The following is a 22,783-nucleotide window of genomic DNA, read 5'->3' as shown; positions in this document are numbered from 1 at the left end:
CGCTTCTCAATGATGAGTGGCGATAACTGGATCCGGCATGCCGTAGCGGCTCTGAATGGCATGAAATTCTCTGGTTGTCTTGAAGAATCGGAGCTCAGCGTCGAAGGCTTTGACAATAGGCTCCAGTTCGGGCGTTCGCGCAAATGGCAGAAAATTCGCTTCGCCCGAGCAGAAGTGCGCGCCGGGAATCGCCTGAATTCGATCAAGCAGATTGAGCTCCTTGACGTGCTGATGGCCTACGACGAGGTTGGCTATCACGTAATCGATACGTTGCAACGCAAGCTTCGCGAAGTTGGCCGATAACTGCCGCTCGAGATCGAGGTCGAGATTGGCGGCTGCAATTTCAGGACAATACTCATAGCCGAGCATCGCGCCGCCTCGAAGCGTCTTGAGACTTTTGATTGAGTTAAACCTGATGGGTGCATTCTTGCGAATGAAGATGCCTGTCAGTGCAGTGGAGAGCGGCTCGTCCGGGTAGCGAAGGAAAGCCGCACGCTCCTCGGTGAAGCTGGCGCCGAGGATTGCATCAGCTTCATTTGCTTTCATCATCGCCAGACAGCGCTTCCACGGGCAAAACTCGAGTTTTACCGCCACGCCCAGTTTTCTGAAAATGGCCTCGACCACTTCCCAGTCACTCCCTTTGATCTCTCCGTCACTGTCGCTGTAGACATAGGGCTTCCACTCCTCGGTCACGATTCGCAGTGGTCTGTCTGGCAAAGCAGCAGATCCTGGCTCGGCCGCAGTAAATGCAGACGACAGCATACAGAAGAAAAAAAGCATCTTTCTGAACATCGCGATAGCGTCCTGAGTGCGAGAGCAAGGCAAAGCCTAGGCATGATATTCAGTCTAGCCTCAGGTTGGCCAACCACACAACTTACAGTTGCCTGGGGCGCCCTCTAGTGTCGCGGACGGGACACTAGGCTACAATCCTTACTGCTGTTCCGATCAGCCGCAGTTCCATATCGGCTTTGACTGGCCTTCGCTTAGGCCCTGATCCCTCACCGAGGTTTTCGGCGTTGAACATCATGTCCTGCTCACCACACCACGATTCATGATTATCTTCCTGCGATGGCTGTTGGCGCCGTTGCTGCTCTGCGCCGCTTCGATGGCCTATTCCGCCAATGCCATCTCGCTGGAGGAGGGCTGGGAGTATCGTTGGGGTGACTCACCCTTTACGCAGGCTGGTGAACCGGAATGGGCTATTTCGAGCTCGCCGGATGACTGGCAGGCCATCGGGTTTCCCTCCAATCCGCCGGGACGTGATGGCCATACCAACGTGTGGTTTAGAGTACCCATTCCGGAGGCTCACCTGCACGAGCCGGTGCTGTACATATTCAGCGTGGATCTGATCGTGCAGGTGTTTCACGAAGGCCGACAGATTTACCAGTACGGCACATTTGACGCTCAGGGGCAGGGGCGCTTTGAAGGATGGCCCTGGCATATTGTGAAGCTGCCGACCGAGCGCAGAGACAATATGCTCTATTTTCGGGTTTTCTCCGATTACACCGATATCGGTCTATGGGGCGAAGTCAAGCTGATGGAGCGCTCGGACCTCCAGCTCTTCATTTTGAAAAACTCAGCTGAACGCATCGTTGTGAGCGGATTTACCCTTACTATCGGTCTGCTCTCGCTGGTGTTCGCACTGTTCCAGGCAAACCGCCGCCATTTTGGAACGCTGGCTCTCTTTTCGCTCGCTTCGGGAGCGATGATTCTGGCTGAAAGCCAGGCGAGCCAACTCTTGTGGGACCAGCCCCTGTTCTGGGTATACCTGCGGGCTTTTTCCTACTACCTGCTTCCCGTACCCGTCGCCCTCCTGCTCGAACTCTGGCTGGCGAAGCGGCGTTTCAGCCTTGCTGGCTGGATATGGCGAATCCATCTGTTGTATGCCATCGCTGCTCCAGGGTTGGCCTACGTCGGGGTGTTCAGCCTGGCTAGTACCTTCCCGGTTTTTGACGCACTGTTCCTGTCGTCAATGCTGCTCATGTTTGCAGCCATCCTGCTGAGGGCCCGTCGAATTTCAGTGGAGCAGGGCATCATGCTGACGACCTGCGTGCTGTACCTGTCACTTCTGCTGGCGGATATGGCTGTGGCGCATGGCATTCTCTCCTGGACGCGCGTGCCCGTAGCCTGGGGATCCCTCGCATTTTCAACGGCTGTTGTGGTGCTCTCGCTGTGGAGTTACAGCCGCACCCAGCGAATCCTGAAAAAGATGAACTCATTGCTAGAGCGCAAGGTTGCCGAGAGAACGCATCGTCTCAAACAGCTCGCGGATCAGGAAAGACAGCGCGTTCAGGTTATGAGCTTCAACAATGAAAAGAGTCTTCTGTTGAACGATGTGATTTCCGAGATGCAGGGCTGTGAGGACTTTCATTCAGCTATAACCGTTCTCGGCACGCGGATGCCAAAGCTCTGCAGTCCATTGCACGGCGCAGCATACTTCAGACCAGATGAATCGAGGCGTTTCATCAGAATGAATACCTGGGGCGACGCAGAGCAGGATGCGCTCCCGGATGCGATCACTGACGAAGAGGAGTTCGAGGCTGGCAGCCACTGGTGCTTCCGTCTCACCATTCAGCACACCAAGTATGGCAATATGAAGGTCGGCCTGCTGTTCCTGCAAACGCCAACTGAGGGCACACCCGGTAGTACGCAACTGTACCAGTCGATAGAGCGGGCTGTGGACAAGGCAGCGGTGACGCTCACAAGCCTTTCCCTACGCGATGAACTGAAAAGGTTCTCCTATGAGGACTCGCTGACTGGCCTTAAGAATCGCCGCTTCTTCGATGAGTTATTTGTGCATGAGACTGCTGTAGCCCTCCGCAGCCGTGCGCCGCTCACGATTATCATGGGCGATCTCGATTACTTCAAACGCTTCAACGATGCACATGGTCACGAGGCTGGTGATACTGCCCTCCAGGCAGCGGCAGATGCCTTGCGAGCTCATTTCCGAGATACCGACATCATCTGCCGGTTTGGCGGTGAGGAGTTTGTCATCCTGATGCCGGATACGGATTCTGGGCATGCCTGGCAGTGCGCGCAGCGCCTGCTGGAGACACTGCGCAAACATGTGGTCGTCTATCGTGGTAAAAAGCTCGGCGTAACCACTATCTCGCTTGGCATTGCCAGCTGGCCTGAGCAGGCCGCCCATCCACAGGAGCTGCTGTGCCTCGCCGACAAAGCACTTTACAATGCGAAGCAAAGCGGCCGCGATCGCGTCGCCATTGCCTGACATTTACCCGAGAGTTCAACATGTTGTCTTACCGAATGATCTTAGTTTTCCTCCTGTTCTCCGTCAGTGTGGGCAGTGCCCACCTAGCCGTTGCTGCGGATGACAAAATCTACCGTCTTAAACTGGCCGAGACCTGGGGCACCGGAACGCCAATACTGGGTGAGACCTCCCGCAACATGGCCGCGATGGCGAGACGAATGTCGAATGGTCGGCTCGATATCCGGGTCGACTCTTCCAATAAACATAAAGCCCCTTTTGGCATACTCGACCTCGTTCGCGGGGGGCAGTACGACATGGGGCATACCGCGTCCTATTACTATAAGGGTCAGGTGCCCAACGCGATCTTCTTTACCACCATGCCCTTTGGCATGACGACTCCGGAGCAGTATGCCTGGTTCTACCACGGTGGTGGATTGGAACTGATGCAGCGTGTTTATGAGCCACTAGGCGTTGTCTCTCTGCCCGGGGGAAACACCGGCAATCAAATGGGCGGCTGGTTCAGAGAGGAAATCAAATCCCTGGAGGATCTTAAGGGTTTGAAGATGCGTGCACCGGGCTTCGCTGGTGAGGTGATGGCGCGTCTGGGTATCGCCGTGACGAATATTGCGCCGGGCGAGCTCTATACCGCACTCGAACGCGGCACTATAGATGCGCTTGAGTGGGTCGGGCCGGCTCTCGATTTGCCTATGGGTTTTCATAAGGTCGCAAGGTTCTATTACACAGGCTGGCATGAGCCGGCTGCAGAACTGCAGTTTCTGATCAATGCCCGTGTATGGAAGAAGCTGCCGGAAGACTTGCAGGAGATCTTACGTGTGGCCATCCGAGCGGCGGCGCATGACATGTATGCGCAAAGCATGCACATGAATGCCGAGAGCTGGGCTGCCATGAAGAGCGAACATCCCGATATCGAGATACGGCGATTCCCCGAGCCGATCATCAAGGCACTGAAAACAGCCAACAATGACTTGCTCTCCGAGATGGCCAAGGCCGATCCGCTTGCCGCAGAGATCATCGAGGCTCAGGCGCAGTATCTCCGACGGATTCGAAATTGGACTGAAATCTCCGATAGTGCGTACCTTGATACAGTCGCGCCGGATGATGACGCACCACGTTCAGGGCCTTCACCTGCGCATTGATTGTCAATTCTGCTTATTCAGAACGGCGAACCCTCTTCGTGTTGTGAATGTCTTGGCTTGAGGGGTAGCGTTCGTGGAGTTTATGCCCTGGGCTGTTACAGCAGCCATACTGCTGGTGGGCTGCTGGGTTCAGACAGCGCTCGGTTTTGGCATGGCAGTGATAGCGGCGCCTGTCATCGTGATGGTGAAACCGGAATGGGTGCCAGTGGTACTGACGATCACAGCGTTGAATCTCAGTGTGTTCAATAGCTGGAACCAGCGTGCAGCCATTGAAATACATCAGCTGCGGATACCATTTATCACACGCATCCCTGGCACAGTCCTGGGAACTTGGCTCCTGCTGCAGCTGAACGCCTTCTGGCTACAGATCTTTGTGGCTTCAACCGTGCTGCTTGCGGTGATAATCAGCTACAAGGGGCCACAGTTCAGCTACACGCCGAGTCGATTAGGCTGGGCTGCCTTCGTTAGTGGTCTCACTGGAACAACCACCTCCATCGGTGGTCCACCGATGGCCCTGGTCATGCAGCATGGGGCGCCCATGACTGTTCGGGCAAATCTCTCTGTTTTCTTCGTCTACAGTTGCGCGCTGAGCCTGATCGGCTATTGGTTGGCGGACATATTGACGCTCGACCTGCTGCTGGTTTCGCTGACGTTCGTACCGTTTTGTTTGCTGGGCTTCTTTACCGGGAAACAGGCCAGGCCCTATGTTGACGCGGGCAGATTCAGGCCTCTGCTGCTGGTCATCTGCGGCTTCGCTGGCACGTTTGCGCTGGTAGGTACCTTGAGCAGAGCGTGAGGCAAGGAACGGCGTTCAAAGCCTCAGGGCAGCAGACGTATCATTATTTCGTATTGCTGTGTCAGATCTGCAGAGCGGGTCGAATAGCTGGTGCCGAGATTCCCGTTGATGTCGGCGCTGTTGCTGTTCGAACTGCCGCCGAGTGGCATCCATTCCCCGAAGGGGAGTAACCGGGTCGACGCCAGTTCGAATGCCTCGAGCGACCGCCTGTCTGTCGCGTCGCGATTGTGTCTCACAGCAATGGTCACCCGGGCACCTTGCTCCTTTTCAGGGCCCGCCAGAGTCGGCGTCACAATCAGATCGCTGCCCACCAGCTCCCGGCGGCCAGCCTGACTGATAGCAACACCCTCGCGGGAAATGTAGACGTTCTGGACTGGCCTGAGCTGACCTGCGGTGAGGCTTACCGAGTTGCCCTCGAGCACGGTCACGGTCTGCTCCGTCCTGTTCCCCGTACTGTATGTGCGATTGCCGTAATTGACAGCGATATCTGTTCGCCCCTGACGGCCATCGACGTTTCGTTCGCTCCCGATGCTTGTGCCAAGGGTGCTGCTGCGGCCACTGCCATGAGCGGCTTCACGGACGGAAATACTGAACTGCGCTGGCTTGCTGTCGAGCTCGGCCACCAGCGCTTTTGCGTTGTCGAGCAGCGCCTGGGAGCTGGCGCGCAGGATCAGGTCCTGGCCCAGCCCGGATGCCTTCAGCTCACCGGGCTCGAACATGGCATTGAGACGCTGAGCGATGGCTGGCGCATCATGATAGTAGATTCTCACTGTGGCCAGCTTCGCCGATCCTGTGCGAAGCTCAGTAGTCTCGGCAGCGAAGCTCGCCGAAGTGAGCGCGATCAGGTTCACCAGCATCACTGCGATGAACAGCGGTCGGATTGAACAAAAACTGGTCATATGCGCCTGCCTCGGAGACTAAAGAGTGTTGCACTGATTACAGGATAGTGTACCTTTTCGAGCTTTACGCCGTATAGCCAGCCTTGCGCGTCTGTTTAGTCAGGAGTTTTACATGCTTTTCACAGATTATCTCGCTGCCGCCTCGCGCGCGGCGCTTCATGAAGTTGGCGCCGCAGCCTCGGCCACTGAAGTGCTTAGTGTCGATGAAAGCTGGATGCAGGGTCGTTCAACTTTCGGGGGCCTCACCGCCGCCATAGCGCTACAGGCAATGCAGGCCCATGCAGGCGGGCGGGTACTGCGAAATTTCAACTGCAATTTCGTCGGTCCGGTTGACGATGCGCCGCTATCACTGGCTCCTGTAGCGCTTCGATCAGGAAAGTCGGTGACGGTACTTGGCTGTCGGATCATGCAACCGGACGGTATCAAGCTCGATGCCACTGCTGCTTTTGGCGATAGTCGTGATTCGGACATCTGCGTCGATCCTGCCGGTGTGGCAGATGTCGGTCTGGTCGAAGACGGTGCGCCTTTGCCTCATGTCGCGGGCGTAACGCCGAATTTCGCCGAGTATTTCGACTATGCCTTCACTGATAACAAGCTACCCTTTACAGGCAGGGGCGACGGCGTCATGAACGGCTATATGCGTTTTCGTGAATCCGCTGTGAAAGCGGACGCCGCGCTTACGCCGATGCTGCTGCTTGGCCTCATCGACGCCTGGCCTCCAGCTACGCTGCCCTTGCTGCGCAAGGTCGTACCAGCGAGTACCCTGGCCTGGAACGTACAGTTCGTGCAGCCATGCGGCCAATCCAGGGCGACAGACTGGTTTCGCTACGAAGCGAAGATAGCCCAGGCAGCCGAAGGTTACGGTTTTACCCATGCTCGTGTCTGGAATGAGCGGGATGAATTGCTGGCATTCAGCCAACAGACTGTCACCGTATTCGGCTGACGATTTTTCAATTAAAGTGACGACTTCACATGACGACCGGTAGCGAACGATGATCAAGCAGGGCACCGATAAGCTTTTCTCAGGTCTGGGCGGGATAACCGCATTCAGCCTGTTGAGTTTTGCGCTGGTCTGGACCCCTGTCCATGCCGAAGATGAGGCATCTGATGGCAGTGGTGAGGACCTTGAGGAGGTCAGGCAGTCTGACCTGAATCAGCTTACCGTTGAAGCTTCCGCTGCCCACCAGGCAGAGGGCGAGCTTGAAGACTGTGCCGAGCTGAAGGGCAATGAGCTGCGTCTGGCATGCTATGACCGCCTCGCAGAAACCTTCAAGACGCCGGTACTGGACGAGGTAAAGCGTCCCAGAAATGCGGTTGACGAACGTCTGGCGTCTGAAGAGCTGCTGGCGGATAACAGCTTTCTGATGATTCCCCACCGCCGCAACTATATTCTGCCGTACACCTATAACGACAAGCCCAATGAGCTGGTTTCGAGCCCGTCACGGGAGGAAGTCCGGCTGGTCGAGGAGTATCAGCGGAGCGAGGCCAAATATCAGTTCAGCTTCAAGTTTCAGTTACTTCGCAACATCTTCCCAGAAGGCATGACCGCTTGGGCCGGCTATACCCAGGTCGGCTTCTGGCAGATCTATAACGATCCGCAGTCAAAGCCTTTCAGAGCCATCGACCATGAGCCGGAACTCTATTTGCGGTATCGAACGTCCATGAATCTCTTTGGCTACAGTTCGGAGTTTGTGACACTGGGTATCAATCATCACTCGAACGGCAGCTCAAAGCCGCAATCGAGAAGCTGGAACAGGGTGATCGCTTCCTTTTTCTTCAACAAGGAAAACTTCACGGTAGGCGTCCGTCCCTGGTGGCGAATTCCAGAAGACGATGAGGAAGACGATAACGCTGACATACACCAGTTTCTCGGGTATGCCGAGTTTCTCCTGGCCTACAAACAGGGCGAGCAGATCTTCGATATCCGGCTGATGAACAACATGCGGGGAGAAGAGAACAAGACCTCGGTAGAAGTGTCGTACACCTTTCCCTTTCCTGGACGGCTAAAAGGTTATCTTCAGTACTACAACGGCTATGGTGAAACGCTCATCGACTATAATCACCGCAATCAGCGGGTCGGTCTCGGCGTGCTGTTGACAGATCTGTATTGAGCGGCGGACTGGAAGGGTAGCGGGTAGTTAGAAAGCGGCGGCTGATCCAGGTATCAGTCGCCGTCTGGATCATCCTCAACGAACGGTCGCCGTTGAAACAGCAAGAAGAGTCCGAAGCCAGCGCTGATGGCGACGTAAACCCAGGCCGTGAGCATATGCCCCGTCCACAGATACTCAATGGCGAGCATCAGAACGCTGGCGCTTAACACGATTCGAAAAAGGTCGGAATAGGCTGTAATCATGAGTGCTACAATAATGAAGCGCGGCCCTCGCTAAAATGCGTAGAAGCCACAGGCCGCAGTTTTTACGCTTTCTCTGCTGCCTGCTCCATGGCGCCTAGGCGAGACGAACTGAATACCGTAAGCTAGCGTGCTGCTGTGCCGACCTCAACGCGCTACAGCCGCTCGGATCCAGTTAGAGATCCGGTAGAGAAACACCGAGAATTATCACAGCCACCAGAGCCAGAGGGCCATCCACCTGCCTATGAACCTGCCAGTCGACGATTCGATCGAAAAGTTGCCGCTTAGAACCTTCACCGAAAAAGCTTATCTCGATTATTCGATGTACGTCATTCTCGACAGGGCGCTACCGCACATCGGCGACGGCCTAAAGCCGGTTCAGCGTCGAATCATCTATGCGATGTCCGAGTTGGGACTCACTGCCGCCTCGAAGCACAAGAAGTCGGCGCGAACTGTGGGTGATGTGCTGGGTAAGTATCATCCGCACGGTGATAGCGCCTGCTACGAAGCCATGGTGCTGATGGCGCAGCCGTTCTCCTATCGCTATCCCATCGTGAATGGGCAGGGCAACTGGGGCTCACAGGACGATCCAAAGTCCTTCGCCGCCATGCGATATACAGAGTCGAAGCTGGCAAAGTATGCTGAAACGCTGCTGAGCGAAGTGGCTCAGGGCACGGTGGACTGGGTGCCAAACTTCGACGGTTCCCTGAAAGAGCCGGCTCTGCTGCCAGCCCGCTTGCCGAATCTGTTGCTTAATGGCACGACGGGTATAGCGGTGGGCATGGCTACAGACATTCCCCCGCACAATCTGCGTGAGGTCACCAGTGCCTGTCTGCATCTGCTCAGCAATCCGAAGGCTGAGCTGGATGATCTGCTCGAGCATATCCAGGGGCCTGATTTCCCCACGGGCGGCGAGATCGTGAGCAGCCGAGAGGAGCTGCGCCAGATGTATGCCACTGGACGGGGTTCAGTGAAGGCCCGGGCGCGCTACAACACGGAGCACGGCAACATCATCATCACCGAGCTGCCATATCAGGTGTCCGGTGCGCGGCTCATCGAGCAGATCGCGGCGCAGATGACGGCAAAGAAGCTTCCGATGCTGGCCGATATTCGTGACGAATCGGATCACGAAGATCCCTGTCGTCTTGTGCTTATACCTCGGTCGAACAGAACAGACATCGAAGCCCTCATGGGTCACTTGTTCGCGACCACCGATCTGGAAAAGAGCTATCGCGTCAATATCAATGTCATTGGCCTGAACGGTAAGCCTACGGTCAAACCGTTACCCTTGCTACTCCGAGAGTGGCTCCAGTTCAGAATTGGCACCGTGCGCAAGCGGCTCGAATTCCGCCTGAAAAAAGTGCTGGATCGCCTGCACATTCTGGAAGGCTTGCTGGTGGCCTTCCTCAATCTCGATGAAGTTATCCGCATTGTGCGTGAGGAGGATGAACCAAGGCAGTCGCTTATGGACAGCTTTGGACTCACCGAGATCCAGGCCGATTATGTTCTCGATACGAAGCTGCGGCAGTTGGCGCGTCTCGAGGAAATGAAGATCAAGGCCGAACAGGAAGCGCTAGAGAAAGAAAGACAGACACTCGAAGCCCTGCTGGGCTCCGAGCTCAAGCTGAAGCGTCTGGTAGGGAAGGAACTGACGGCGGATATGGAGACCTTCGGTGATGACCGCCGGAGCCCGCTGGTAGAGCGCAGCGAAGCCAAGGCCTATCGAGAGACCGATCTTATCAGCAGCGAGCCGGTGACGGTTGTACTTTCCGAGAAAGGCTGGGTGAGGGCAGGCAAGGGCCACGATCTGGACCCTGAAGCGCTCAGCTATAAGGCCGGGGATGCCTTCCTGCACGCCGCAAAGGGGCGTAGCAGCAATCAGGCGCTGTTCTTCGATACCAGTGGACGCGTGTACTCACTGGCGGCGCATAGTCTGCCTTCAGCAAGAGGGCAGGGGGAGCCACTAACGGGGCGAATCACGCCCGCCGACGGGGCGCTTATTACCCATACCATGTTGCCGGAGCCGGACGATAGCGTATTGCTGGCTTCCAGCTATGGCTACGGTTTCAGAGCGACGGCCAGTGATCTCCTGAGCAAGAACAAGACCGGGAAGGCCCTGGTGAGTCTGAGTGCCGGAGCGAATTTACTGCCGCCGATTCTGATCCCTGCAAAATACTCGAGCGACGATATGGTGCTGGTGGCGATCACAAGCGATGGTCGTATGTTGGCTTTCCCGCTCAATGATCTCCCTCAACTCGCGAAAGGTAAGGGTAACAAAATCATAGGTATACCTGCTGCCAGGGCGCAAAGCGGTGAAGAGGCACTGGCGCATCTGGCTGTTCTTCGACCGGGCGCTTTCCTGCAGCTTCACGCCGGCAAGCGCTTCCTCAAGGTGGGCTTGAGCGATCTCGAGCACTATGTTGGTGAGCGTGGCCGCCGAGGATCGCGCCTGCCAAGGGGCTTGCAGAAGATCGATCGGGTCGAGTTGTTGAACCCGCAAGCGTCCGCGAGTGAAAAAGCCAGTGGTGCAGCATCAGGACAGGCCGATGCCAATGAGTGATATTCTGCTGATCAACGTCAGTGGCCATGACAAGCCGGGCCTGACCTCTGCCATCACTTCTATTCTTGCCGCTTATGATCTCGTTATGCTTGATGTCGGCCAGTCGGTAATTCACGATCATCTGACCTGGGGGATGCTCGTGCGCTTGCCGCAGGCTGGCCCGTCGGGCAATGATGCCTCACAGGTGATCAAGGATCTGCTGTTCGAAATGCACGCCAGGGATCTGCAGATCAGCTTCACGCCAGTGGCTGAAGCGGATTACAACGAGTGGGTGAAGGGCAAGGGCAAGACGCGTTTTATCGTCACGCTGCTCGCAAGAGAAATCAAGGCAGAGCATATCGCGCGGGCGTCAGCGATTACGGCAGCCAATGGGCTGAATATCGATCAGATACAGCGGCTCTCGACAAGGCTGGACCTTTACGATGCTTCCAAGCGGAATCACGCCTGCATTGAGCTGTCCGTTCGTGGGGAACCTCATGATCCGGAGAAGCTCAAAACCGAGTTCCTGCAGATAGCCAATGAGCTCAATATTGATATCGCGTTTCAGAAAGATGATCTGTTCAGGCGGAACAGGCGGCTGGTTGTGTTCGATATGGATTCGACGCTGATCGAGGCCGAAGTCATTGACGAGCTGGCCAAGGAAGCGGGTGTCGGTGATCAGGTCATCGAGATCACTGAACTGGCAATGCGCGGTGAGATCGAGTTTGCCGAAAGCTTCCGACGACGGGTGCGTCTGCTAAAAGGCCTGAAGTCCGAAACCCTTGAAACCGTCGCGCTTCGCCTGAAGCTCACCGAGGGCGCAGAGCTTCTGATCAGCAGCCTGCGCAAGCTCGGCTACAAGACGGCGATCCTTTCAGGTGGTTTCAATTTCTTTGCCAGGCGTCTGCAGGCACAGCTGGGCATCGATTACGTCTTTGCCAATGAGCTCGATATCCGCGATGGGCTGGTGACGGGAGAAGTCAGTGGCGAAATCGTGGATGGTGCGCGCAAGGCGGCCTTGCTTCATGAAATAGCTGCGCGGGAAGGTATTCAGCTTGAACAGGTGATTGCTGTTGGCGACGGGGCAAATGACCTGCCAATGCTCAGCACAGCTGGCCTTGGCGTAGCGTTTCGTGCCAAGCCTGTTGTTCGAAAGAGCGCCAGTCAGTCAATTTCCTATCTCGGACTCGACAGTATCCTGTATCTGCTTGGCTTCAGGGAGAGCGACCTTCGTCTGCTGGAAGGCCGCGACAGCGCGGATGAAATCTAGATCTGTGGTTTGAAGGCGGCTCAGCCGCCTTCAGCGAAGTCATAGTTCATCTCGGTCGTAGGTGCCTGCAGGTAGTAGCCCTGTATGTAATGAACACCAGCCTGATACAGCGTAGAAAGCACCGTGGCATTCTCAACCAGCGGCGTGATGACCATCTTCGACTGATCCTTCAGCTTGTCGACCATCGCATAGAAAGCTTCTCTGGCTTCTGCAGTCTTCTGGATGTCTTCTGTGTAGGAGCCATCGACCTTCACGTAATCGACTTCGACATGATCGAGCGTCTTGAAGGGGTCTAGCGCACAGCCGAATCGAGACAGCGCCAACTGGCAGCCGAGCTTGTGAATCTGTATGCTGAACTCCTTGGCCTGCAGCAGATACTCAGTGACATCAGCCTCGGCGACCTGGAAGACCAGAGATTCCCCCGGTAGCTTCGCTGCTGTGAGCGCCTTCTGCAGCCAGTCGATGAACGTGTCATCAGTTATCGTATGGCCGGTGATGTTGATGATCAGCCTGCTGCTGTAGCCTTTCGAACGGTGCGAACTGAGGCTCTTGACGTTCTGCAGGATGACCCAGCGGTCGAGCTTGGTAGCGAGACGGGGCTCGGTTTCGACTGGCAGAAAATCCGAGGGTGAAATCTCCTTGCCCTCGTTGTCGATCATGCGCAGGAAGGCTTCGTAGTAGCCGTCGGTGGAACCCTGCAGACTGATGATCGGCTGAAACAGCATCTTGAACCGATTATCATCCAGTGCTGCCTGCAGCATGGCCATATAGTCATCGATGGTCTTGTCGCTGTCTTCGAAGTCGAGACCGTTGTACATATACACATTTGGCGCTGTTTGCCCGCCCTGACGGCTGGCTTCCGGTCGCTCTATTGCATATACGCTGGCACGGATGGCCTTGCTGACCACAGTTTCTGTCGTGCCCGAGTTCTCATTCAGCCGCAACAGACCGATAGCGACCCTGACCTGCGCCGTCTTGCCGCTGATATCAAAGAGCCTCGTTTCGGCTGCCTGTGAAATGGTAGAGGCAAGCCTCTGCACATGATCCTGACTGTTTTCGGCTTCGAGCCAGACGAAACTGTCGTCGCTAAAGCGGCCGAGTGTGGAGTGGGCACCTTTGTGCTCGCGTAACAGGGTGGCAAAACTGGCCAGCAGCGTATCGGTACCAGTTATCCCCAGGCTTTCTTTCAGCCTGGCCAGATCGAGTATCTGGATGTACATCACGAAGCCATGCGCCTTCTGCTGCATGATCTGCTCGATGAAGACATGAAGCTGCTCCATCCAGTATGACTTGTTGTAGAGGCCAGTCAGGAGATCTTCCCGGCTGATCTTTTTCAGTTTGGCTTCGAGTTCGGCATCGACCTGCGGACGCATGACCAGCTGCAGGCAGGCATCACCCTCAAAGGTGGCCAATGAGCTGCTGACTGCCACCATTTCCTCACTACCATCTGCCCGTTCGATACAGACGGATACCGGAGTGTCCAGGGCATCCGGGCCTTCGGCCTGCTTCAGGAAGGTCTTGAAGGCACTGGTACTGGACGACGCAATGGCATCAAGTATCGGAATGCAGATGAGATCATCGAGGTCGTCGTAGCCGAACAGTTCAAGGTAGGCTTTGTTGGCAAAGACGTGCATGCCTTCGATGATGTAGGCAATCGGGTCGACAGAGGATTCGAGCAGCGAGTTGCAGCGCCGCTCGGCATCCCTGAGCTGAAGCTCCACACTCTTGCGCTTACGCCGATCCGCGTGATCTTCCAACTCTCTGCGAATAGCGTAAAGCTGTACAGTTTCATGAGCGGCAAGAACCACCTGCCTTGCGCCTTTCTGTAGCGCGGCAACGTGTTCGGCCTCGTCGAAGTCATCCAGTATGGCAATCAGGGGGAGGTCCAGGCTGTGGGCCTTGATCGCATCCAGGCAATCGATGTACGTCAGCTCCTGGTCTTCACGCTTGGCGACGAGCAGGTCCCAGCTCTGTGCCTTCAGGCTCTCCTGAAGATCCTCTTCGCTCGTGATCCGATGGGCCCGAGTGGCCTTCCCATCGTTTCGCAGCACGCTGATCGTATGCTCAGCGTCATTGAGCGATGGGTCCAACAGCAGTAAATGGACGGTCTGTTTTTTTTCTTGCATGCTTAGAGTGATGGCCAGAGTGAATCAAAATCATCTTCCGATGAAGTAGTTTTCCGCGGCGCAGGCTTGCCGGCCTCCGCGAACTGGGCTTCGATTTCAAATTGGGTGAAAGAGCCGGTTGCGCTGATTCGTTTGAGCAGCTGCAACTTGGTGTTCCGGCCCTGACGGTTTATCGATACCTTGTGCCCAACCTGGAAAGGTAGTCTAGGTACTACGAGACTCGCAGGCTGCGAGATTGCAGGCAACTCCGGTAGTAGCAGACCTCTGAGGAACTCGCTGTTTTCACCCACTTTTTGAAGGAGCTGTACGCCGCAGGGTTTTGCCCCAGGGGCGAGGAGTTCCACACCGAACTGGGTTCCGTGCTGGCGGATCTGCCTGATCCAGCGAATAACGCCAATGCTCCACGGATGGCTTTCATCCTCTCTCACGCCAAGCAGCTCGCCTGCCTGCACGTTGCTCGGTATATCACCAATCCACTGGATACAGTACCCGCCGGGGCTGGTGTTGACCAGCGGCACGATGTGTTGCTGATACCCGGCTTTCGCATCCTTGGACGCCGATGCGACACTGGCACCTGTATAGCGGATGGGCGATAGGTCTGCACCACTTGAGCCAGCCTGACTGTTGCCGCTGCCTGGCTGCGCCCAGACGTCGCGCCGATGATGATCCGCGAAGTAGCTGGCGTCCGTGTTTTTACGGTCTCCACTCAGGAACGTGTTGAAGTCCGTGCCATTGGCGACAAAATAATGTGTTGCAGTCATGCCCACGCTGATAAGGATACGGCCCTGACTGCTGGTTCGTTTGAAGCTGCGCTTGGCGAGCACGCCAATTGCCTGGGATATGGCCAACAACAGGGGCTCGCTGAGCGTTTCGACGCCATGAAGCCGTGGGTGCTGGCTCTGGCGGCTGCCGGCGGCGGCCTCCTGGTGGCCTCGTGCCAGTTCTTCAGTCAGTAGCCCGGCCAGCTTGCTGGTGTCGAAGCCGTAGTTTTCGGTGGAAGGCGGTATCGTTTGCAGGCTGCGATAAGCCGGTGCGAGATCTTTTTTCGGTGAGATCACGAAGAGGGCCGTGGCGCCAGACTCAATCTCCAGACTGACATAGTCGGTCCAATGTTCGAAAGCCGTATAGGCAGTTTCGATATCCTTCTGGCGAAGCTGGTTTGGTTTGCAGCAGCCGAGCAGCAGTACCCGCTTGTAGGCCTGCTCTACGGTAGTTTCATTCTGGGTTCCACTGTAACCGTCGACTGTCTTGATCTTGAGCAGACGGTTATCCCGGGCGAAACGATAAAGCTGGTGCAGCTCAAGCCAGGTATCGGGCGGTGTCTGGCAGTACAGTTGATTGGCTCTGAGCACACAACTGGACAGGTCGCTGATCGCGCGGTGAATAGCGGGCGCCGTCAGCTTCTTGTTCTTTTCAGCCTGGCCTGCATTGTGAAGGTCGACCAGCACAAGCTTGTAGGCATTGGCCAGGTTAAGCTGAAGCGACTGAGCCAGATTGGCTATCTTGCGCTGCTTCTCAGGTAATACAACAGCCTGATTCAGGAAGTGCTTGCCCAACTCACGGCAGATGTAATAGACGGAGGGCCGGAGCACTTCGATGAGCTGAAACCTGCTCTGAGGTGAGCAGATGAGTTCATTGAGCTCGAGCAGAGCATGATAAAGCTGCTTCGACATCTCGCCGATGTTGGCCTTCGGAAGCTCATTAGCCCACGACTCCACTGCTTTGACAGCAGGTTCGGCATAGGACAGCGTGGTCAGGCGCTGGTTAGGAACCTTGAGTGTCAGCGGATTGTGTTGCCCAGACATGCATTCAGCCCTTATCTCGAATCACTACGATTTCTTAGCATAGCAAAGTCCGCAAAGATTGCTCGTTTCAGGGGTTTAACAGCGGCACTTAAACATGCTTCCTCGTTAGTGATGCGAGCGCAGGCTGCAGTGGCACCTTGCTGATGAAGCCGGGATCCTCATAAACCAGCCGTGGCACGAGGTAACCAGGCAGGTTGGCGAGCATTTCGGCGTACAGTTCAGACGCACTTTCTGGCGAAATCATGAAATGCCCCGCAGCATCTACCGCGTCCGGTAAGTGCAGATAATAGGGCAGGATGCCGGCGTCGAAGAGCGCCTGCGACAGATCGATTTGCATACGGAGCGTGTTGTTGACGCCCTTGAGCAGCACTGTCTGGTTCAATAGTGTGCAAACCTCGCGAAGCTGTCCATTGGCCGTAATGACCGCGTCATCGATTTCGTTGGCGTGGTTGATGTGATTGACGACGATGACTTTCTGAGGGCAGGCTCGCAACAGCTCGAGCAGCTGTGGCGTTATCCGATCCGGCAAGACACTAGGCATGCGAGTATGCAGGCGGATTCTGCGCAGAGCCGGTAGCTTCTGCAAGGCCTCAAACAGGCTGGCCAGGGCGCCATCGTCCAGCATCAGCGGATCGCCGCCACTAAGAATGATTTCCTCAAGCTCCGGGTCGGCTGCCAGGCTGGCTATTCTCTCGCTCCACGCCTGACGGCTCTGGCGATGCTGTTCATAGGGAAAATGGCGTCTGAAGCAGTAGCGGCAATGTATGGCGCAGGCGCCGGTAAGAATGAAGAGGGCACGGTGACGGTATTTCTGCACAACGCCGGCCTGGGTCGTAAAGGCGCCTTCGGCCAGTGGGTCAGTCGTCGTGGCAGCTGAGACCTGGAGCTCGCGGATATCGGGAAGGACCTGCCTCAGCAATGGATCGTCGGGATCACCAGGTCGTATACGTGAAGCGAAGGCACGCGTTACGCGCAGCGGGAACTGTCGGGCGACGGCATCGAGCTCACTGAAGTGGGTCAGGGGCAGTTCGAGGTAGGCGGCCAGCTCCCGATAGCTCGTGAACATGTCTTTCAGACTGTCCTGCCAGCCTGTCGGGGCATCGCCAAACGCTACATTTCGCGTTATGATGCGCGCCTCCCCGGACGCCTTGATTGAGCCCGCGTCCTGGATCTGCACGGCTTTCGACATAATAAACATCCTGAGACAACGACTGTAAGCGAGAGTATATGGCGACTTTTTCAACCAACGAGTTCAAGTCCGGATTGAAGATCATGCTCGATGGCGATCCATGTTCGATTATCGAGAACGAATTCGTCAAGCCAGGCAAGGGCCAGGCCTTCAACCGGGTTCGACTGCGAAACCTGAAAACAGGCCGTGTTCTCGAGAAGACCTTCAAGTCCGGCGAGTCGCTCGAAGGCGCCGACGTTATCGATCTTGAGATGGAGTACGTCTACACCGATGGTGAATTCTACCACTTCATGCTCACTGATGGCTCGTTCGAGCAGCATGGGGCAGACGCCGCTGCAGTCGGCGATACGAAAAAGTGGCTGAAGGAACAGGAAGTTTACACGGTAACGCTCTATAACGGCGCGCCGCTCTCTGTCATACCGCCAAATTTCGTCGACCTGCAGATCATAGAGACCGACCCCGGGGTCAAGGGTGATACCGCACAGGGCGGTACAAAGCCTGCCCGCCTGAGTACGGATGCGGTGGTCAGCGTGCCGCTTTTCGTGGATCAGGGTGACTTCATCAAGGTCGACACCCGCACAGGCGCCTACGTCAACCGGGTTAAAAACTGAGTCAGCCTCTCCGCTGGCAAAGCACTGCAGCGCTGGAGGTCCTTCGGGCCAGGGCTGCTGTGCTGGACCAGATGCGCCATTTCTTCAAGGACCGCGGCATTCTGGAAGTCGACGTTCCGGTATTGGCAGACACCTCAGCCAGCGATGTACACCTGAATAGTCTGCGCCTTTGCAACGGCCAGTATCTCCTGACTTCTCCAGAGCCCTATATGAAGCGTCTGCTTGGTTCGGGTTCAGGTGCCATCTTCACCTTCAGCAAGGCCTTCAGGGCAAACGAGAGTGGCAAGCGTCACAATCCTGAGTTTCTCATGCTCGAGTGGTATCGCCCCGGCTTCGCACTGGAAGATATGCTGGCTGAGACTCTGGCGCTGCTGTCAGGACTCGCTGGTCACGCTGAAAGAGTCAGCGAGCTGCCTTGGCCATCCTTAGCCGAGTTTGCCTTGCCAAAGCGCTTTACCTACGCGCAGCTCATGATCGATGCCTGTGGGGTCAACCCGTTTACGGTCAGCGATGAAGCGTTGAGAGCTACTGTCAGGCAGCAGGTCAGTGGCTACGATGATGTCGAATCGGCAGAGCCTGCGACCTTGCTCGACCTGCTGTTTAGTAGTCGGGCAGAAGCGCTACTGGCCAGCTGCCCTGTAGCCATCGTCGAGGGTTATCCGGCAGAGCAAGCCTCGCAGTCCAGAACCCGGTTAGATGCGGCTGGGCGTCTTGTCGCTGAACGCTTCGAGTTATACCTCTATGGCCTGGAGATCGCGAATGCCTACCATGAGCTCACTGACACGGCCGAGTTCCGCAAGCGTCATGAAGACGACAACGCACGTCGGCGACGATTCGGGTTGCCTGAGCTGGCACTGGACCATTCGCTGGTAGCCGCGATGGAGGCCATGCCACCGTGTAGCGGCATAGCGCTCGGCGTAGACCGGCTGGTGATGCGTTTGCTAGGCCTTTCCCGCATCGATCAGGTACTCAGCTTCGCCTCGAGCTCTATTAGTTAGCCACGCTTTGGATTCAAGGTGGCGATTCGTTCGCCAAGTCTGAGGCGTGAGCCAGCGTGAAGGGCATCATTCCATTTGAAGCTGTCAGGCGGTGCCAGCAGGATGACTGTCGAACCGAGATGGAAGCGCCCCATTTCCTCGCCTTTGAGGAAAGTCGGTGCGGGATTATCGCCATCGGGTTCGTAATCGATCCTTGAAATGGTAGCGCCGGTGCGTTTCTGATCACCGGACCCAACCAGCCCAGCCCACGTCGTAGCGATACTCGCCACAATCATCGCACCAACCAGTACCATTGCAAATGGACCGAATTCGGTATCAAACACGCAGATGACGCGCTCATTACGCGCGAATAAACTTGGAACGGCTTCAGCCGTAGCGGGGTTTACCGAGAACAGGCGGCCGGGGACGTGGATCATGCTGGTCAGGCGCGCGTCACACGGCATGTGAATGCGATGATAGTCCTTGGGCGCCAGATATATCGTCGCGAATTCGCCACCGTGAAACGGTCTGGCAGCCAGACTGTCGCCGCCAAAGAGTTCCAGAGCGCTATAGGTCCGACCTTTGGCCTGCAGAATACGACCTGCGAGCAAGGTGCCCAATTGGGACACTGCGCCATCAACAGGTGAGACTAAAGCGTCTTTCGCTGAGTCGATAGTACGTGCGCCAGGTTTGAGGGCTCGTGTGAAGAAATCATTGAAGCTTGCAAAGGCTTCGGGCTCAGATTCCGCAGCCTCGCTCATGTCGACCTGGTACTTCTTCACAAACCATTTGATGAAGGCGTTTTTCAGTCGCGGGTCAGTCGACGCTGCAATCTTGCCAGCCAGCCGCGAGAGCGAACCCTGCGGAACGAGGTACTGGGATTTTACGAAAATGTCGTCACGTCTGCCCATGTCAGGCTACTCCTGTCTGTTCAATGAGATGGCCAGTGCTGTCGCTGTTGCCCCATTCGGACCAGGAGCCGGGATACGCCTTGATATCCAGACCCAGCTGTCGGCCGACAAGAAAAGTCAGGCCTGAGCGATGGTGGGTCTGGCAATGCGTGACGATTTGACGATCGGGGTCGAGACCAGCCTGCGTGAGAAGCTTGCTCAAGTCGGCATCTGGGCGAAGGCGATAATGGTTTCTTGGGTCGAGCAGGCTCGTCCACTCAAGATGACAGGCGCCTTTTATATGTCCGTTATTTTTTGCGGTGACACGCCTGCCGGCAAACTCCTCTGCAGATCTGGCATCCCAGATTTGCACCTGGCCAGCTTCGACAAGTTCTTTCAGTGTGGATAAGTCGACGCTGACCGCAGGCGCGGATGCGGCCACGGAGCTTGCGTCGGGTAGAAAGACTGAGCCACGAACAGACGCGGGTGGCGGGGCGGCGGGGTCGGACTTAGTGTTCACCATGGGAAGACCGAGGCCTTCCCACGCAATGCGCCCACCGTCCACAACGTGCACATTACTGAAGCCAATGCTCAGCATGAGCCAGACGAAGCGGCCGGCCCAGGCGCCACCTTCGGCATCCATAACCACAAGATGGTCGTTGTGATGGAGGTCAAGATCGGCAGCGATGGATTGAAGCTGCTGAATCTCTGGTAGCTTACCATTGAACGGCGGGTGGGTTTTGGTCCGCGTGGGGTCTAGCCACATGGCACCTTCGACATGCTGCTGCTCAAAGGTCGCTTTCGGCGACAGGTCGACCACCAGCACTCGTGTCTCGGTGGGTCGCTGCATGTAGTCGAGCAACTGTTGCGGTTGAATGAGCAGCGACCAGTGTTCGAGTTCGCTGGTCTGGGATGAGATTGAATGGGTCAAAGAAGGGCCTCTGGAGTCATGAAGCTTGGCACCGGTATCTAGCTCTTCTTGTTCGACCGGGCACGCTGGGCAAGATTGTAAACGACCTGGCTTGTTGCATTACAGAGCTCTTTGAAACTTTCGTACTCGAAGGTCGTCATCGGACCACTCTGGAAGCCATTATCAGCGTAAATCAGCCCGACTGGGCGTGTGCCGACGAAACAGGAGCTGGCGAAGAATTCCTGCACCTGGAACAGCGATGAAAACTCCTCGGTAAGATGCGCCTTGATCCGTGGCGAGGATTCGGGACTCACCCAGATTGAAGCGGGTTTCCGCATGAGTTTCGAGAACAGCGGGAACTCCTCGAGACGCAGCTGTCGACCTTCCAGCGTCTCGCGGGCGGGCAGTGGCGTGGTGAAAAAGGCCTTCACTGCTGTTCGGTCGGCCGTCATGAGACTGACCAGGCAGGCTTCCAGTCCAATGCCGTCGACTACGCAGCTTATGGTGGTCTGCATCAGGTCCGGAAGACCCTCGAACTGCATCGGGTTAATCAGCATGTCCTGGATGGTCTGGTTGAAAAGGGCGCGGTTCGGTGCCTTGCGCAGCTGCGGCTGACGCGGAATATCAGCCATACCATAGGTCTTGATGGGCGACTGATCGGGTGAAGTCGGCATCGACTTGCGCTGCGGTTCGGGCTCTGCCACCTGATTCAATGCTGTCGTAGCTGGTCCAGGCTCGGACTCAGCCTCGGCCACTTTGAGCGGACTGTCATCGGCAACATCCGGTCTGGCTGTTTTCACTGCAGGCGGTTCCGAGGGCTCTGCATCGGGCGCGAGGTGTGGCGGCTTGCCTGGTGTGCCGACGCTTGCCTGCGTGGGTTGAGGCCGAAATGGCTTCCTTGGCTCTGGAGAAGTCGCGGGGGCTGCCTCTGGCCAGTCGAACAGTGGCTCACCCGGACCCGGCTCGGGCGTCAATAGCGACGCAGCCAGGCCCACGCCGTGGCGGAGCGGGTGTTGCCTGGCACTGAGTACAGCGACCTCATGGGCCCAGCGAACACCCAGTATAGGCGACGCCTTCCAGCGTGCTGCCATGGCGAAGAAGCATCGATTCACAGCCTTTGAGTGCCAGCTTATGCTCGCATGTTCGACCAGCAGGTTGAGCATGGTTTCGGTAAAGCCCGGTCGCTTGCTGAACTGTCGCAAAGGCTTGGTAATATAGGCGCGCGGCGAATCGTTCTCATACCCTTTCTTGGCCGCTGAAGTGAGCTTGGCAAGCGTGCGCATGTCCGCGAGCTCATGGTCGAACAGGGTGTTGGCATCAAGAATTGGCAGCGCCATCTGCTTGTGAGCTTCGCGCCAGAACGCACGGATTTCGAATCCCAGGATCCTGCGCTCCAGTTTGCGCGCATCGACATGTGCCATGCCCTTCATCCGTGTCTGCTGATAGACCGCCTGCATCTCCTTGCCGCGCCAGTGCCAGAGATACCAATAAGGGCTCGCCCAGAGCAGGGTGTTCCAGAAGGCGTTGCGTATCTCTTCTTCAGGCTTTTTTGCGGTGGTGTAGGTGAAGCGCGCCATTTCGGCTGCACAGAGGCTGCGCCCGAGAGCTGCTTCCAGCAGCGCTGTTTTCTTGTGCCCAGGATCTTCCGAATAGTCGTAAGTGCCGGTGGTCTGCAGCAGCACGCTCAGACGTTCAAGCCCAATGATGCTGATGGCCTGGGGAATATTCCGAATGGCGGCTTCCTTGGAGCGCATGAACAGGTTGGCATTGCGAATGAGCGTAAGCGCGAGGACCGGATCGTTTTGCACATGCTCGGCCATCTGGGCAAAGGTCAGCTCCTTTTCCTTCAGCGCAAGATGCAACAGACGACCTGAATGAGTGACCGCCGGAAGCGGTCGCTCAAGCATGGAAGCCACTGTACTTGCCAGTTTGGCAGCCGTGGCTGCCTCGGCGTCGGGCTCCCGGTCAGGGTGCTCTAGCTCGACTTCGTTCAGGTACAACGCTCCACACAGTTGTTAATTAAACGATCATCTACTTAACTTGTTCTAATCCAAGC

18 protein-coding genes are annotated in these 22,783 nt (G+C 56.5%); 9 read left to right on the top strand and 9 right to left on the bottom strand.

Annotation, left to right across the window (positions count from 1 at the left end):
• Positions 1-6 precede the first annotated feature (6 nt).
• Complete coding sequence (locus tag ACH3PB_RS12100; protein ID WP_416395163.1) at positions 7-717, bottom strand: substrate-binding periplasmic protein; 711 nt, start codon at positions 715-717, stop codon at positions 7-9.
• 334 nt (positions 718-1,051) lie between these two features.
• On the opposite strand from ACH3PB_RS12100, the gene ACH3PB_RS12095 reads away from it, so the two are divergent.
• The 3 genes from ACH3PB_RS12095 (at position 1,052) to ACH3PB_RS12085 (ending at position 5,161) form a co-directional block, all read left to right on the top strand.
• Positions 1,052-3,229, top strand: coding sequence for a GGDEF domain-containing protein (locus tag ACH3PB_RS12095; RefSeq protein ID WP_416395161.1), 2,178 nt, complete (start codon positions 1,052-1,054; stop codon positions 3,227-3,229).
• 35 nt (positions 3,230-3,264) lie between these two features.
• The gene (locus tag ACH3PB_RS12090; RefSeq protein WP_416395159.1) at positions 3,265-4,365 is read left to right on the top strand and encodes a TRAP transporter substrate-binding protein; all 1,101 of its coding nucleotides are present in this window, start codon (positions 3,265-3,267) and stop codon (positions 4,363-4,365) included.
• Positions 4,366-4,447: 82 nt separating this feature from the next.
• A complete protein-coding gene (locus tag ACH3PB_RS12085; protein ID WP_416395157.1) occupies positions 4,448-5,161 on the top strand; it encodes a TSUP family transporter in 714 nt (237 codons plus the stop codon).
• 23 nt (positions 5,162-5,184) lie between these two features.
• On the opposite strand, the gene ACH3PB_RS12080 is transcribed toward ACH3PB_RS12085, so the two are convergent.
• Complete coding sequence (locus ACH3PB_RS12080) at positions 5,185-6,060, bottom strand: hypothetical protein (protein ID WP_416395155.1); 876 nt, start codon at positions 6,058-6,060, stop codon at positions 5,185-5,187.
• A gap of 112 nt (positions 6,061-6,172) precedes the next feature.
• Here ACH3PB_RS12080 and ACH3PB_RS12075 point away from each other — a divergent pair, with 112 nt between their 5' ends.
• Both ACH3PB_RS12075 and ACH3PB_RS12070 read left to right on the top strand, forming a co-directional pair.
• Positions 6,173-7,003, top strand: coding sequence for a thioesterase family protein (locus ACH3PB_RS12075; protein ID WP_416395153.1), 831 nt, complete (start codon positions 6,173-6,175; stop codon positions 7,001-7,003).
• Between the two features lie 49 nt (positions 7,004-7,052).
• Complete coding sequence (locus ACH3PB_RS12070) at positions 7,053-8,171, top strand: phospholipase A (protein WP_416395151.1); 1,119 nt, start codon at positions 7,053-7,055, stop codon at positions 8,169-8,171.
• A gap of 53 nt (positions 8,172-8,224) precedes the next feature.
• On the opposite strand, the gene ACH3PB_RS12065 is transcribed toward ACH3PB_RS12070, so the two are convergent.
• Positions 8,225-8,413 carry a hypothetical protein gene (locus tag ACH3PB_RS12065; RefSeq protein ID WP_416395150.1) on the bottom strand — a complete coding sequence of 63 codons (189 nt, stop codon included), beginning with the start codon at positions 8,411-8,413 and terminating at the stop codon, positions 8,225-8,227.
• Between the two features lie 241 nt (positions 8,414-8,654).
• Here ACH3PB_RS12065 and parC point away from each other — a divergent pair, with 241 nt between their 5' ends.
• Together parC and serB are read left to right on the top strand one after the other, a co-directional pair.
• Entirely contained in the window at positions 8,655-10,970 is a 2,316-nt protein-coding gene (gene parC, locus ACH3PB_RS12060; RefSeq protein ID WP_416395148.1) for a DNA topoisomerase IV subunit A, read from the top strand.
• On the top strand, positions 10,963-12,219 hold the full coding sequence (serB, locus tag ACH3PB_RS12055) for a phosphoserine phosphatase SerB (RefSeq protein WP_416395147.1): 1,257 nt from the start codon (positions 10,963-10,965) through the stop codon (positions 12,217-12,219). The genes parC and serB overlap by 8 nt, the downstream gene beginning before the upstream one ends.
• 20 nt (positions 12,220-12,239) lie before the next feature.
• Here the strand turns inward: serB and ACH3PB_RS12050 are convergent, their stop codons facing one another.
• The 3 genes from ACH3PB_RS12050 to epmB form a co-directional block, all read right to left on the bottom strand.
• Positions 12,240-14,345 (bottom strand): EAL domain-containing protein, encoded by a 2,106-nt coding sequence (locus ACH3PB_RS12050; RefSeq protein ID WP_416395145.1) that lies wholly within the window; start codon positions 14,343-14,345, stop codon positions 12,240-12,242.
• Between the two features lie 2 nt (positions 14,346-14,347).
• Positions 14,348-16,150 carry a GTPase gene (locus tag ACH3PB_RS12045; protein WP_416395143.1) on the bottom strand — a complete coding sequence of 601 codons (1,803 nt, stop codon included), beginning with the start codon at positions 16,148-16,150 and terminating at the stop codon, positions 14,348-14,350.
• Between the two features lie 88 nt (positions 16,151-16,238).
• A complete protein-coding gene (epmB, locus tag ACH3PB_RS12040) occupies positions 16,239-17,339 on the bottom strand; it encodes an EF-P beta-lysylation protein EpmB (RefSeq protein WP_416395141.1) in 1,101 nt (366 codons plus the stop codon).
• Between the two features lie 38 nt (positions 17,340-17,377).
• Here epmB and efp point away from each other — a divergent pair, with 38 nt between their 5' ends.
• Positions 17,378-17,950 carry an elongation factor P gene (efp, locus tag ACH3PB_RS12035; RefSeq protein ID WP_416395139.1) on the top strand — a complete coding sequence of 191 codons (573 nt, stop codon included), beginning with the start codon at positions 17,378-17,380 and terminating at the stop codon, positions 17,948-17,950.
• A 59-nt stretch (positions 17,951-18,009) separates the two neighbouring features.
• A complete protein-coding gene (gene epmA / locus ACH3PB_RS12030) occupies positions 18,010-18,948 on the top strand; it encodes an EF-P lysine aminoacylase EpmA (protein WP_416395137.1) in 939 nt (312 codons plus the stop codon).
• On the opposite strand, the gene asd is transcribed toward epmA, so the two are convergent.
• Genes asd through ACH3PB_RS12015 form a run of 3 tightly spaced genes read right to left on the bottom strand, consistent with a single transcriptional unit; the run spans position 18,945 to position 22,727 of the window.
• Positions 18,945-19,838, bottom strand: coding sequence for an archaetidylserine decarboxylase (gene asd / locus ACH3PB_RS12025; protein ID WP_416395135.1), 894 nt, complete (start codon positions 19,836-19,838; stop codon positions 18,945-18,947). The two genes, epmA and asd, sit on opposite strands and share 4 nt — an antisense overlap.
• 1 nt (position 19,839) lies before the next feature.
• The gene (locus ACH3PB_RS12020; RefSeq protein ID WP_416395133.1) at positions 19,840-20,748 is read right to left on the bottom strand and encodes a sulfurtransferase; all 909 of its coding nucleotides are present in this window, start codon (positions 20,746-20,748) and stop codon (positions 19,840-19,842) included.
• 38 nt (positions 20,749-20,786) lie between these two features.
• Complete coding sequence (locus tag ACH3PB_RS12015) at positions 20,787-22,727, bottom strand: HDOD domain-containing protein (RefSeq protein ID WP_416395131.1); 1,941 nt, start codon at positions 22,725-22,727, stop codon at positions 20,787-20,789.
• Positions 22,728-22,783 lie beyond the last annotated feature (56 nt).

This window comes from Allohahella sp. A8 (assembly GCF_047946665.1).
Taxonomy (GTDB): Bacteria; Pseudomonadota; Gammaproteobacteria; order Pseudomonadales; family Oleiphilaceae; genus Allohahella.
This window is presented reverse-complemented; position numbering and strand designations above follow the sequence as displayed.

Excerpts from the sequence above, each read along its gene's own strand:
- epmB (WP_416395141.1), bottom strand. The coding sequence starts at position 17,339 with ATGTCGAAAGCCGTGCAGATCCAGGACGCGGGCTCAATCAAGGCGTCC.
- ACH3PB_RS12095 (WP_416395161.1), top strand. The coding sequence starts at position 1,052 with ATGATTATCTTCCTGCGATGGCTGTTGGCGCCGTTGCTGCTCTGCGCC.
- ACH3PB_RS12075 (WP_416395153.1), top strand. The coding sequence starts at position 6,173 with ATGCTTTTCACAGATTATCTCGCTGCCGCCTCGCGCGCGGCGCTTCAT.
- ACH3PB_RS12065 (WP_416395150.1), bottom strand. The coding sequence starts at position 8,413 with ATGATTACAGCCTATTCCGACCTTTTTCGAATCGTGTTAAGCGCCAGC.
- parC (WP_416395148.1), top strand. The coding sequence starts at position 8,655 with ATGAACCTGCCAGTCGACGATTCGATCGAAAAGTTGCCGCTTAGAACC.
- ACH3PB_RS12090 (WP_416395159.1), top strand. The coding sequence starts at position 3,265 with ATGATCTTAGTTTTCCTCCTGTTCTCCGTCAGTGTGGGCAGTGCCCAC.
- ACH3PB_RS12070 (WP_416395151.1), top strand. The coding sequence starts at position 7,053 with ATGATCAAGCAGGGCACCGATAAGCTTTTCTCAGGTCTGGGCGGGATA.
- ACH3PB_RS12050 (WP_416395145.1), bottom strand. The coding sequence starts at position 14,345 with ATGCAAGAAAAAAAACAGACCGTCCATTTACTGCTGTTGGACCCATCG.
- asd (WP_416395135.1), bottom strand. The coding sequence starts at position 19,838 with ATGGGCAGACGTGACGACATTTTCGTAAAATCCCAGTACCTCGTTCCG.
- efp (WP_416395139.1), top strand. The coding sequence starts at position 17,378 with ATGGCGACTTTTTCAACCAACGAGTTCAAGTCCGGATTGAAGATCATG.
- ACH3PB_RS12080 (WP_416395155.1), bottom strand. The coding sequence starts at position 6,060 with ATGACCAGTTTTTGTTCAATCCGACCGCTGTTCATCGCAGTGATGCTG.
- ACH3PB_RS12085 (WP_416395157.1), top strand. The coding sequence starts at position 4,448 with ATGCCCTGGGCTGTTACAGCAGCCATACTGCTGGTGGGCTGCTGGGTT.
- serB (WP_416395147.1), top strand. The coding sequence starts at position 10,963 with ATGAGTGATATTCTGCTGATCAACGTCAGTGGCCATGACAAGCCGGGC.
- ACH3PB_RS12045 (WP_416395143.1), bottom strand. The coding sequence starts at position 16,150 with ATGTCTGGGCAACACAATCCGCTGACACTCAAGGTTCCTAACCAGCGC.